General features: G+C 32.9%; 13 protein-coding genes. 4 read left to right on the forward strand and 9 right to left on the reverse strand.

Going from position 1 to position 11,643, the window contains the following annotated elements; all coding sequences use genetic code 11:
• Positions 1–114 precede the first annotated feature (114 nt).
• Together mmuP and mmuM are read left to right on the forward strand one after the other, a co-directional pair.
• On the forward strand, positions 115–1,506 hold the full coding sequence (mmuP, locus tag J3U16_RS06665) for an S-methylmethionine permease (protein ID WP_065734860.1): 1,392 nt from the start codon (positions 115–117) through the stop codon (positions 1,504–1,506).
• Positions 1,506–2,432: a homocysteine S-methyltransferase gene (gene mmuM, locus J3U16_RS06670; RefSeq protein WP_267336871.1), complete on the forward strand. Its 927-nt coding sequence runs from the start codon at positions 1,506–1,508 to the stop codon at positions 2,430–2,432. The genes mmuP and mmuM overlap by 1 nt, the downstream gene beginning before the upstream one ends.
• A gap of 270 nt (positions 2,433–2,702) precedes the next feature.
• On the opposite strand, the gene hxlB is transcribed toward mmuM, so the two are convergent.
• The 8 genes from hxlB to J3U16_RS06710 form a co-directional block, all read right to left on the reverse strand.
• Complete coding sequence (gene hxlB, locus J3U16_RS06675) at positions 2,703–3,239, reverse strand: 6-phospho-3-hexuloisomerase (protein ID WP_267342720.1); 537 nt, start codon at positions 3,237–3,239, stop codon at positions 2,703–2,705.
• A gap of 10 nt (positions 3,240–3,249) precedes the next feature.
• Positions 3,250–3,900: a ribulose-phosphate 3-epimerase gene (locus tag J3U16_RS06680; protein ID WP_267342721.1), complete on the reverse strand. Its 651-nt coding sequence runs from the start codon at positions 3,898–3,900 to the stop codon at positions 3,250–3,252.
• A gap of 15 nt (positions 3,901–3,915) precedes the next feature.
• Positions 3,916–4,431, reverse strand: coding sequence for a YjbQ family protein (locus tag J3U16_RS06685; RefSeq protein WP_267330311.1), 516 nt, complete (start codon positions 4,429–4,431; stop codon positions 3,916–3,918).
• A gap of 97 nt (positions 4,432–4,528) precedes the next feature.
• Positions 4,529–4,813 carry a PTS sugar transporter subunit IIB gene (locus J3U16_RS06690; RefSeq protein ID WP_065563458.1) on the reverse strand — a complete coding sequence of 95 codons (285 nt, stop codon included), beginning with the start codon at positions 4,811–4,813 and terminating at the stop codon, positions 4,529–4,531.
• 14 nt (positions 4,814–4,827) lie between these two features.
• The gene (locus tag J3U16_RS06695) at positions 4,828–6,165 is read right to left on the reverse strand and encodes a PTS galactitol transporter subunit IIC (protein WP_065563459.1); all 1,338 of its coding nucleotides are present in this window, start codon (positions 6,163–6,165) and stop codon (positions 4,828–4,830) included.
• A 29-nt stretch (positions 6,166–6,194) separates the two neighbouring features.
• Positions 6,195–6,650: a PTS sugar transporter subunit IIA gene (locus tag J3U16_RS06700; protein WP_267330310.1), complete on the reverse strand. Its 456-nt coding sequence runs from the start codon at positions 6,648–6,650 to the stop codon at positions 6,195–6,197.
• Positions 6,640–8,610, reverse strand: coding sequence for a BglG family transcription antiterminator (locus tag J3U16_RS06705; RefSeq protein ID WP_267342723.1), 1,971 nt, complete (start codon positions 8,608–8,610; stop codon positions 6,640–6,642). The genes J3U16_RS06700 and J3U16_RS06705 overlap by 11 nt, the downstream gene beginning before the upstream one ends.
• Before the next feature lie 504 nt (positions 8,611–9,114).
• Positions 9,115–9,717 carry a riboflavin synthase gene (locus tag J3U16_RS06710; RefSeq protein WP_065734866.1) on the reverse strand — a complete coding sequence of 201 codons (603 nt, stop codon included), beginning with the start codon at positions 9,715–9,717 and terminating at the stop codon, positions 9,115–9,117.
• A gap of 186 nt (positions 9,718–9,903) precedes the next feature.
• Here J3U16_RS06710 and crcB point away from each other — a divergent pair, with 186 nt between their 5' ends.
• Together crcB and J3U16_RS06720 are read left to right on the forward strand one after the other, a co-directional pair.
• Positions 9,904–10,281 (forward strand): fluoride efflux transporter CrcB, encoded by a 378-nt coding sequence (gene crcB / locus J3U16_RS06715; RefSeq protein ID WP_065563463.1) that lies wholly within the window; start codon positions 9,904–9,906, stop codon positions 10,279–10,281.
• 106 nt (positions 10,282–10,387) lie between these two features.
• Positions 10,388–10,786: a cell division inhibitor SulA gene (locus J3U16_RS06720; RefSeq protein WP_065734868.1), complete on the forward strand. Its 399-nt coding sequence runs from the start codon at positions 10,388–10,390 to the stop codon at positions 10,784–10,786.
• A 117-nt stretch (positions 10,787–10,903) separates the two neighbouring features.
• Here the strand turns inward: J3U16_RS06720 and J3U16_RS06725 are convergent, their stop codons facing one another.
• A complete protein-coding gene (locus J3U16_RS06725) occupies positions 10,904–11,527 on the reverse strand; it encodes a TetR/AcrR family transcriptional regulator (protein ID WP_065563465.1) in 624 nt (207 codons plus the stop codon).
• Between the last annotated feature and the right edge of the window lie 116 nt (positions 11,528–11,643).

Consider the following 11,643-nt stretch of genomic DNA (forward strand, 5'->3'; position numbering starts at 1 on the left):
CAATTAAGAGCAATCATCCAAATAAATGTCATGATATAAATCATTGAAAATTTAAATCATAATTCAACTTACTTAGAATTATGGATTCTTTTACTTTAACTAAAAATAAATTTTATGAATAAACATTCTTCTGTTAGTAATGAAAATCAATTTAAACGCACCATGAAAACTCGGCATTTAATTATGCTATCTTTAGGTGGTGTAATTGGGACCGGTCTATTTTTTAATACCGGTTATATTATTGCCACTGCTGGCGCAATTGGTGCAATCATTGCCTATTTAATTGGCGCATTAGTCGTTTATCTTGTCATGTTATGTTTAGGTGAACTTGCTGTGGCTATGCCTGAAACGGGTGCCTTTCATACCTATGCATCACGATTTATCAGCCCTGCTACAGGCTATACGGTAGCCTGGCTTTATTGGTTAACTTGGACTGTCGCGTTAGGATCAAGCTTTACCGCTGCCGGATTGTGTATGCAATACTGGTTCCCGCAAGTCCCTGTATGGCAGTGGTGTTTAGTTTTTTGCTTAGTCATTTTTATGTTGAATATAATTACTGCACAATTTTTTGCCGAAAGTGAGTTTTGGTTTTCGATAATAAAAGTCATCACTATCGTAGTATTTATCATTGCCGGAAGCGCAGCTATTTTTGGCATAATTCCGATGAAAAATGATATGCCAGCTCCATTTTTACATAATATTACCGAGTATGGCTGGTTCCCAAATGGTATTACGCCAATAATTATGACCATGGTATCAGTTAATTTTGCTTTTTCTGGAACCGAACTTATTGGTATAGCTGCTGGTGAAACCCATCAGCCTGAAAAATCGATTCCATTAGCGATTAAAACCACTATTTTCAGATTAATCATCTTTTTCGTTGGTACAATTTTTGTATTAGCAGCGCTACTACCAATGGAGCAAGCTGGTGTAATCAAAAGTCCATTTGTTGAAGTGTTCGAAAGTATTGGTATCCCCTATTCGGCTGATATTATGAATTTTGTTATTTTAACCGCTATTCTATCCGCCGCTAATTCTGGTCTATATGCTTCTGGTCGGATGTTATGGTCATTATCCAATCAAGGCACATTACCTAAATACTTTAGTAAACTAAATAAAAAAGGTATTCCAACCACAGCTATTGCCGTTAGTATGATTGGCGGTTTATTAGCGCTGTTTTCTAGTGTCATCGCCCCAGATACGGTGTTTGTCGGCCTAACCGCGATTTCTGGATTTGCTGTGGTGGCGGTTTGGTTAAGTATTTGTGCTTCTCATTACTTTTTTAGAAAACAACTTTCATCTTCTGACATTGAAGGTCTCAAATATAAAGCACCTTTATACCCATTAGTACCAATTTTAGGCTTTATTCTATGCTTAGTTGCTTGTGTTGGTTTGGCATTCGATCCAGAACAGCGCATCGCGCTTTATTGTGGTATTCCATTTGTGGTGTTTTGCTATATCGCCTATCATGTTACCCGAGCTTATCAACAACGAGTGAACCGATAATGTCTAATCCAATATCATTCAACCAAAATATCATAATTGACGGTGCTTTAGCTAGTGAGTTACAGCGCCGTGGCTGTGATCTTAATGATAGTTTGTGGTCAGCCAAAGTATTAATAGAACAACCCGATCTGATTAGGCAAGTTCATTATGACTACTTTAAAGCTGGTGCAGATTGTGCAACCACTGCCAGCTATCAGGCATCACCTTTAGGGTTCGCTAAAAAAGGGATATCTTTAGATGAATCTATAAAGCTTATCAAAAAAAGTGTCGAGCTGGCTCAACAAGCAAAAGAGCAATATTTAACTCAGATTGGTAAAAATAAACCACTATTTATAGCTGGTTCAGTTGGTCCTTATGGTGCTTATTTAGCTGATGGTTCAGAATACACAGGCAACTACCAATTAAGTGAAGAAGAATTTATCGAGTTTCATCAGATCCGAATACAAGCACTAATCGATGCAAAAGCCGATATCCTAGCTTGCGAAACCTTACCCAATTTTGCTGAAATTAAAGCGCTTGTTAAAGTACTGAAACAGTATCCAACAATGACAGCATGGTTCTCATTTACCTTAAAAGATGCTAATCACCTTAGCGATGGTACCCCGCTAAAAGAAGTGATCGATTATCTAAATAACGTTGATCAAGTGGTTAGTGTTGGTATTAATTGCATTGCCTTAGAAGAAGTAACTGCCGCATTAACCGTATTACAAACCTTAACTAGAAAACCTTTGATTGTTTATCCAAACTCAGGTGAACAGTATGATCCAACCACCAAACAATGGCATAAAAATCACCAACACAACTGTACTTTCAAAAACCAATTACCAACTTGGTTAAAATTAGGTGCTAAATTGATTGGCGGATGCTGCCAAACTACACCTAAAGATATTGCAGAAATTGCTGACTATTTAAAAAACATTAAATAGTGATTCAATCTGTAAGGGATAAAATCGCTGTTAATTGAATAGATAAATTAATGGCGGTTTAACTTTTTAAGAGCTATTTGCATTCTCATCCCCTCAAAAACCCCGCTCCTCAACTTTTTTTGAATCAAAAAACCCGTTCCTCAAAATTTTATAAAGATATTAAATACTATAATGTTAACTATCCCATATAGTGTAGATGCAATGGACTTGCCTCCAAAAGCATCCATCACTAATTTAGGTTTGAGACTTGGAGTTTTTTTAGACTCAATGCTATTCAATATTGGCATGTCGATTTTTCATTGATTCTGGCGTTTGATTCAAATCTTCCATTAGGCTATAAATGATGCTGTCATAAGTCAGCAGAGATAGTTGTTCAAAGGTACTGCCCATAGGTTGATTTAATTGAACAACATTGATTGGAATTGCAACAATGTTATCAGCTAGTTTTGCTAAACTTGAGTTGATGTTGGTGGTAAATAGGATTATTTTAACACCGATTGCTTTTGCTTGATTAGCATAAGCAATGAGGCTTTTAGTTTCCCCAGAATTAGATCCTAAAATCAATAAATCGCCAACATTTGCTTTAGGTTTGCTGATTTCAGTTATTAAACTCACATTTAAACCTAAATGCATTAATCGATTAGCAAATGCACTAATCATTAATCCTGATCTGCCGGTTCCAGCTAAAAAGATATGTTTTGCGGAAATAATAGCGTTTTTAAATTCCTGAAGTTGATCTTCATTTAAATTACCTTCCTGCGCCGATATTTCTGTCAATATATTGCTAAGTACATTTTTGATAGTCACTGTTTTATTCCTATTTTATTGCCATTTTTAATTTTTCAATATTGCTTTCTATGGCATTATTTTTAAAGATGAATCCACCCGATACAATGCTATTTGCTCCAGCGACAATGCATGGTGATATAGTTTGGTCAGTAATATTGCCATCAACTTGGATGTCGTAATGATAATTACCTTTTTGCTTTTCACGGGTTAATTGTTCAATTTTTTGTAAGGTAAAAGGTAAAAAGCTTTCATTTTTTTGACCAGGATTGACTGTCATAACGAGTACCAAATCAATAAAAGGTAAGAGTAGCTTAAGGTTTTCAATGGTTGTGCTTGGATTGATAGCTATTCCAGCTTTGATATTGTTACTTTTTATTTTGTTGATAATGAATGAGTGATGGGTCGTTGCTTCGTAATGAAAGGTGATAATATCAGCTTTAGCATCAATAAAATCTGCTATGGCTAACTCAGGCTTCTCGACCATAAGATGACAATCTAAAATGAAATCAGTATGTGTTTTTAAATCTTTGACAAAGCTTGCATTAAAACCAAGATTTGGTACATAGTGATTATCCATCACGTCAATATGTAATTGACGAATACCCAATGATTTCAATTTTTCCAAGTTTTTTTTAATCTGATAAAGATCAGAATTAAATAGTGATGGAGACAGTATCATAATTATTCCCTCTTATTAACAGCCCATCAACATAAAATTGACATTACGTTTTCGTTCACGAAGCGCATCCCAGTCAACAAAATAGATTTTTCCTAATTGCCCTAATAGTGGCGAACCATCTTTAATGATCAACACCAATGAGAAATGACCAAAAAGTGATGATTTGATATGAGCATCAGTATTTAGCATAACCCATTTTTCTGCTGGATAATTGGGATCACTAAGTCCTAAACCAAATTCAACATGCTTTGGACCTGGGCTGTTGTACTGATTTTCACTGGTCATGCGTGGTACAATTTTTTCTAAGGTATTGTTGATATCGACATGAAGAAACTCATCCCCAAAAAAATTAGTGTCATGCATACACTCTTCAAAAAATAGTGAGCAGGTTGTATGTGTGGTAGCTATGGTTAACTGACCATTTTCGATATTGGATTGCTTAACAAATTGATTTAATTCTTCAGTAATATCATGGTAAGAGTGTCTGCCAGCAACAGTATTGATTTCAATGGCATGATGAATAATTTTCATATTGCTTTATTCCTTATTGCAGCCTCATTAACTTTGTTATTTCAGTTAACGAAAGTTAATGAGGCGGTCGTTATAAATACTTAATGATGCTTTTCAATTAAATAGCTAAACGTTTTTTTAACTCTGCAAAAAACTCATTCAATCCTACACCAGTAAGTAATGGTAAACCGTTGATGACTTTAGCCTTAATTGAATCTGGTACAATGGTGGTACTCACCACTACGTCATAAGAGTCGATTTTATTAAGTTCATCAGCAATTTTAGATTGATAAATTTTCACTTGATCTGTTAATTTTTCATCACTAAGCCATTTAGTGACTTTGCTTACTGCAATAGTTGAAGTTGCATGACCTGCACCACACATTATGAGTAAATTTTTCATATGACTATTTCCTTTTAATACATTTCAATTTTTTTGATTTTGTTGATATAGATAAGCAAGCAAAGGATTACGAGAGCTAAACCAATTAAGCCAAGGTATCCGATATGGGTTAATAACAGTACAAATAGTGTTACAGGCCATAATCCACATAAAATTACAGTAACAATACCAGCTGTACCTACATCATAATTAGCTAGATGGAATACATCAGTGATGACTGGTGCAAGCCAAGTTGCCATATATAGGCAGATAACTAGGTAAATGGTGCCACCAAGGATTGAACGAATAATATTACCTTTAAAGAACGGTACCATTAAGCAGATGCCAAATGCATAGAAGGCTAAATCACCAAAAGGTAGTACTTTGTTACCCGGTAAGATCAAAGCAAGTAGTAATGATACAGGCACCATGATTAACGCAGTTGCCATTACCGCAGGATGACCAACAGTTAACGCGGCATCCATTCCGATGTTTACTTGTTTTCCATTAAGTTTTTTACTAGTAAATTCACGCGCAGCGTCAGCAACAGGAAGTAAGCCTTCCATAAACATTGCAACCATTTTTGGCATAATTTTCATGATTGCAGCAGTTGAAATACCTAGCTGACCAATTTTTGGAACATCATAATTGGCTAAAATCCCAACGACAATACCGATGATTAATCCGATAACAACAGTATCACCAAAGATACCAAAACGTTTGGTTAGCGTTTCTGAATCGGCATTTAATTTATTTAAACCTGGAATTCGGTCAAAGATCCAATTTAATGGGATTGCGACAATTGCACCCGATAATGCCATGAGGTGAGTAATAGCAATGCCAGGATAACCAAAAAATGAGCTTATTGGTTTCTGTAATAGATCGGCTAAAAACCATTGCAACATTACTGCAGTTATACAGCCAATGATACCAACCCAATATTCACCTGTGACTGAATATGCCACTAAACCTAGGAAAATTGCAAACCAGAAATTCCAGATATCGACATTTAAAGTTCGAGTCCAACCGAGTGAGATAAATAAGAAATTGATAATTAATGATGCTGGAATTAGCAATAACCCCAATGTCGTTGAGAATGCCAATGGCCCACCTACTCCACAACCAATATCCATAATACTTAATGATGTTCCATACTGTTCACCCATTTTTTGGATGGCAACACCTAAAGTGTCAGATAGTAAACCGATAACTAATCCAAGACCAACGATACCGATACCGACGGTAATACCCGACATTATCGCTTTGGAAAAACTGACTCTAAAAAATAAGGCTATGATAAAAATGATGATTGGTAAAAAAACCACTCCACCAAGATCTATTAACCATTGAAAAATATTAATGACACTATCCATTTGTAACTCCTTGATAAAATTAATCAACCCTATTTAACGCCTGCGCTATTTAAAATAGAGGTAAATTCGTTAATTGATTGACACTTTTCTAATAATTTTATTTGCTCATCATTTTGAAATAAGCCAATAAGGTTCTGTAAATTTTCAATTTGCTCATGTGGCTGCTTCATTGCTAGCATAAAAATGAATTTGACTGGGATTTGTTCTTTATCATCAGTCATACCAGAAAAAATGATTGGATTTTTTAGGGATGCAAAGCAAATTTGTGACTGATTAACTTTTGAAGAATCAGTGTGTGGTATGGCAAAACCGACGGAATTAATTAATAATCCTGTTGGATATTGTTTTTCTCTTTGCAAAATTCCATCTAAATAGTCTTGTTTAACAATTCCATGTGAAAATAACATTTGTGCCATTGTTGTTAAGATCTCTTCTTTAGTTTTTGCCTCAATATTGAATAGGCATAAATGCTGATCAAAGTACATTCTTGATTCCTCTTTGATTGTCCAAAAATAGTTTAAGTTGTTTAAAGTTTGTGAGATTTTTTAAGGATGAAATTGCCTGTTTATTCGAGACTATTTCATAAATTTCAGTGAAAACGTCATTAATACTATTAATATTGTTCTCCGAAAGACTAACCATGATAATGATGCTGACATCAATCATGCCCCATTTGATCGGTTGTTTTAAGGTCATGATTGATATGCTTGATTTGATAACAAACATTGGTGAACCATGTGGTAAAGCAATTCCATTTTCAATCGAGGTATCACCGATTTCTTCACGATATAACACTGAATCACGATAGTTTTTAGTTACAAATCCTTTCTCTTCAAGCTTATTTATCAGTAAGTTAAGGCATTCATTTTTGTGTTGAATATCAACGTTTAATTCAATTAAATCGGCTTTAACGAATTTAGCTGTTGTTGGATAGTAATTGTCTGAAAAATCGGGTTGTTTATTAAGAACATAGTTGGCGTAAGCTTGGATAATATTTTGGTAATCTTGATTGTTTAATAATGACGATATTTTGACAATTGGTTTATTAATGTTGTTGATATCAAGTGTTGTGATGATTAAATCGACATTACTAAGTTTGGTCGAATTTAATTTTGAAACAGAATAGACTTCGATATTATCTTTCGACGGTAAAAGTTTTCGTACTTTATTTAAAATTAAATTTGATGAAGAGCATCCATATTGGCAAATAATGACAATATTATTTGCATCCGCGGCTTTATCTAAAGCTATTTGAAAATGAATCAATAAAAATGATATTTCATGATCATTTAAATGGATGTCAAATTTACGTTCTAAGTCTGAAAGTGCATACCATAACACACTAAATAATTTAGAATATTCTTGTTTTATCTCGTCTAGTATTGGATTTATAATACGGATTTTCTTTTGTAAACGAGTAATCATCGATGGAAAATGTGACAGTAAAGAGTGAAACAATTTACTATCACCCGTTAAATCTACATTCTCAATGTCACCAATTTTTTTTATTATCCTAAAGATGATTTGTTCATAAAAACTGTCATCAACAATGATATTTTCATCAATGATTCGATGAGCAAAAAACAGTTTGCTTAAATATTTAATATCATTGGTTGGAAACGCCACCTGAAAAGTTGACTCAAGTGTTTTTGCCAATTCCGAGGCAATCAAGTAGGATTGCATATATCGAATATGATTAAATAAAAAATCATTTTCTTCAGGAATTGAATATCCCAAACACAATCTCTTAAGTTGTATGGTAATTGATATCAGTAATGAAGATAGATAATGCTCAGTAGATTGTGCAACGACCGATTCAAAACGTTCAAACAGTAATCGATTTATCTGTTCAAACGAATCATCCCCAATAAAGGATTTCATCAATTGATTTAGATAATAGTCATCTTGTTTGTGAATATATAAGGAGAGAAAATGTTTAATCGCTCGTTGTATTTGATTTTCATTACCGTCAACATGAATTCCTTTGTGAGTGACGGTTAATACGATATTTTCTTGTTCAAGCGCACGATTAATAAATTCGATATCTTTGTGTAATGATGTTTTACTGACTAAATAGTCAAAAGATAATTGCTCAAGTGATACGTTTTCACTATTCAATAAACATCGTTTAACAATATCTAAGCGACGATATTCAGGACTTAATCGCCGTGATTTTTTATTAAAATAACTGTGACTATTTTTTTGTTCTAAATAATTAATTATTGTTTCAATATCCGTTTTTTGACCTAATAAAATTAATCCTTTACGAGGTGACTTTTCGATTCGAATATCCATATTCGGTATCGTTTTCAAACGTTCGTTTAGTTTTTCAATATCGCAATATACGGTTTTAGTTGAAATTAATAATTTTGAACTAAAAAAAGCAGCCGGTTTAAATTCTGACTGGCTAAAAAGTAGTTTAAGTAATTTGATCTGTCTTTCCATTACTCAACTCCTTTTTCTATATGTAATACCTTCATGATGATTTAAAGTATAGTTAGATAAATAAATAAGACGATTACATTTTTTTCCAGATTAATCTGGAATCAAATGTGATAATAACCAATGTTGAAAAGTCTAATTGCGTGAATAGCAATCTTAAAATGGGGTATTTTTCTTAATCTAGATGATTATAAAGGTCTTAATAATGAGGTAATACATTTAGTCATTTGACATGAAATTACTATTTTATATTTCTTTTTAATGAATAAATTAAGAATGATGATTATTTGGATGATTCATTTCAGATAGTAAAGCATATCTTTAATATTTTCATCCTATTAAATAGCTGAGTTTATTTTTTTAAAAGAGATAAATGTTTGTAATAACTTATATTATAAGTTAATTCAATAATAATGGTTTGATGCTTTTAATAGTTTGCTTTTACCTCAATAAAAAGTCTATTTTTTGCAATAAACCATTATTAGATAATCTTTTGTGATCAATCATTTATTTTGCTAATACGCGTTCAACCGTATCGACAATAGCTTGAGTTTGTGAATCAATTTCGATATTAACACTATCCCCTACTTTTTTGGTATCCAGAGTAGTAATCGATAAGGTTTCTGGAATCAGGTGAATGTTAAAATGGTTATCTTTAACCTCACCAACGGTTAAACTTGCGCCGTCTATACCAATAAAGCCTTTATATAGCACATATTTCATAAATTTTTCTGGCATAGCTAAGGTCATTTGACAGTTGGTAGCTGTTTTTTGGATATCGATAATGGTTGCAGTACAAGAGACATGTCCAGACATTACATGCCCACCTATTTCATCACCATATTTAGCACTTCGTTCAATATTAACAAAGTCGTTTTGCTTCTTATTGCCGAGAGTGGTTAAAGCAAGGGTTTCTTGCATAATGTCAAAGGTTACGCAGTCATTTTCAATTCCGGTTACAGTTAAGCAACAGCCATCATTTGCTATTGATGCCCCGATTTCAATATTATTTGTTAAGTTGTGTGGAAGTTTGACTTTATAGGTTCTTAATTTGTCCTGATCTGTGATACAAATAATCTGACCAACACCTTGTACGATTCCTGTAAACATTATCATAACCTTTATATTTAATCATTTAGCTAAATATTTTAGCGCAAACCAGTAAAAAATAATAACGATTGAAATCGAATATTTAATATATTTAATAAATGAATGATTTTATCTTCAAAAAGATATCCAATTGGATGCTCTACTGATATGATCGGATTTAATTTATGATTTAAAGGTTGCCCATTTATGTTGAAACTTATTTTAGCTATTTCAATCGGTTCAGTTTTCGGAGGATTGCTTCGCTGGTTCTTATCGTTAAAATTAAATGTCATTGCTTTTGCTATTCCTTTAGGTACATTATTTTCTAATTTGATCGCTGGTTATATTATTGGTTTTGCAATTGCTTTTTTTAATCATGCAAATCTTTCTGCTGAGTGGCGATTGCTGATAATTACTGGTTTTTGTGGTGGGTTATCTACTTTTTCAACATTTTCAGCTGAAATTGTTAATTTTCTTCAAGAAGGTCGTATTGGTTGGGGATTAGCGACCATTGCTGTTCATGTTACTGGCTCAGTTTTAATGACATTTTTAGGCTTTTTTACCTATCAATTTTTTCGTTCATGAAGGTATATTAACCCAAAACAATATAAAAAATGATCACAAATAGTATTTACAACCTCAAATTACTGTATTAATATACACTGTATATGTAAACAGTATCGAGGTTTTTATGCTTATTGAACATTCTTCACCACAACTTATGGCTATCAATTTTGAAACACCCTTTCAACAGGTGTTACAACAACAGCGACCTTTATTACGTTCATTTAATAAAGAGAAAAAATGGCAATTATGGCTATCAGATCGTCCGATGCTAAAACGTTCATGGGTGAATACTGCTGGACTAGATAAAGAAAAAGTTGTTCATTTAGCTAATTTGAATAATGAAAATTTAGTATCTACTATTGAGAAAGCATTACAAAGTAAAACCTGTAGTTATGTAGTTGCATGTGTTAATGATCTTAATGAGCAAGATAAACTGCGTTTACAACAAGCCGTTTTAACCAGCAATACCTGTTTGTTTTTAGTTCACGATGAACAAAACCAACAACCAATTCAATACCATTAAAAAAATATCTGTTTCTAAAATTTATAGTTATAAAAGAAAGACACTGTCTAATATGGCAGTGTTTTGAATGATTTTTCGTTTTTAAAAACTTAGAAAGGAAATAGGGAAAAAAACACGTTAAGTGTTAGCATCATTTTTCGCTTGATTAATGATAGCGTTAGCTATCCATTGAGAAAGCGATATAATATATGAATCATCTAAATTCCAAACATCTTTTAAAACCGTTATTTGCGAACCACAGATGATTGATATGGTATAAATGACTTTATTATATTGCTCTTCACTAAGCTGTGATTGTAACGGTTGTAATAATTTCGAAATTACCTCTTTACGATTTTCCCGTACTCGTTTTGTTGTATTAGGTGCTGATTTAGAACGCTCATTCGCCCATTGTTGCAAAGATAATCGCATCGTCGCTCTTATAGCACCTTCATGTTTTATCATTTCAGTATAAGCAAACGATATGAATTCATTAACTCTTTGGCTTATATTTTGCTCGTCTGTATGCCATTGTAAAATAGGATCAAGTGAACGATTAACCACTGCCGATATCAGATCATTTTGTGTTGGAAAATAGCGATAAGCAGTCGATCTTGAGATTCCTGATTTATCAGCTAACTCAGTAATCGTAGGTTCAATTCCATTTTCTAATGAATCCAAAGCAATCTCTAATAGTCGCTCATAATTCTTTTTTTTAAGACTTGTAAAGTTGTTCAAAGAACTAGTTTCAAATTTGTTCATAACAGTGTTTTTTGACTTATATTAATTTTACTCCATTTCTTTCATTTTAAATAATAAATTATTAATTGTGAAATATTTTAAAAAAATGAGACTAAAGTCTCATTTTTGATATATAA

Origin of the sequence: Gilliamella sp. B3023 (assembly GCF_026536845.1) — a bacterium.
GTDB classification, from domain to species: Bacteria; Pseudomonadota; Gammaproteobacteria; order Enterobacterales; family Orbaceae; genus Gilliamella; species Gilliamella apicola_E.

Bases quoted from the DNA above. Each gene is read 5' to 3' on its own strand.
- mmuP (WP_065734860.1), top strand. From the start codon at position 115: ATGAATAAACATTCTTCTGTTAGTAATGAAAATCAATTTAAACGCACC.
- mmuM (WP_267336871.1), top strand. From the start codon at position 1,506: ATGTCTAATCCAATATCATTCAACCAAAATATCATAATTGACGGTGCT.
- J3U16_RS06680 (WP_267342721.1), bottom strand. From the start codon at position 3,900: ATGATACTGTCTCCATCACTATTTAATTCTGATCTTTATCAGATTAAA.
- J3U16_RS06685 (WP_267330311.1), bottom strand. From the start codon at position 4,431: ATGAAAATTATTCATCATGCCATTGAAATCAATACTGTTGCTGGCAGA.
- J3U16_RS06690 (WP_065563458.1), bottom strand. From the start codon at position 4,813: ATGAAAAATTTACTCATAATGTGTGGTGCAGGTCATGCAACTTCAACT.
- J3U16_RS06695 (WP_065563459.1), bottom strand. From the start codon at position 6,165: ATGGATAGTGTCATTAATATTTTTCAATGGTTAATAGATCTTGGTGGA.
- J3U16_RS06700 (WP_267330310.1), bottom strand. From the start codon at position 6,650: ATGTACTTTGATCAGCATTTATGCCTATTCAATATTGAGGCAAAAACT.
- J3U16_RS06705 (WP_267342723.1), bottom strand. From the start codon at position 8,610: ATGGAAAGACAGATCAAATTACTTAAACTACTTTTTAGCCAGTCAGAA.
- J3U16_RS06710 (WP_065734866.1), bottom strand. From the start codon at position 9,717: ATGTTTACAGGAATCGTACAAGGTGTTGGTCAGATTATTTGTATCACA.
- crcB (WP_065563463.1), top strand. From the start codon at position 9,904: ATGTTGAAACTTATTTTAGCTATTTCAATCGGTTCAGTTTTCGGAGGA.
- J3U16_RS06720 (WP_065734868.1), top strand. From the start codon at position 10,388: ATGCTTATTGAACATTCTTCACCACAACTTATGGCTATCAATTTTGAA.
- J3U16_RS06725 (WP_065563465.1), bottom strand. From the start codon at position 11,527: ATGAACAAATTTGAAACTAGTTCTTTGAACAACTTTACAAGTCTTAAA.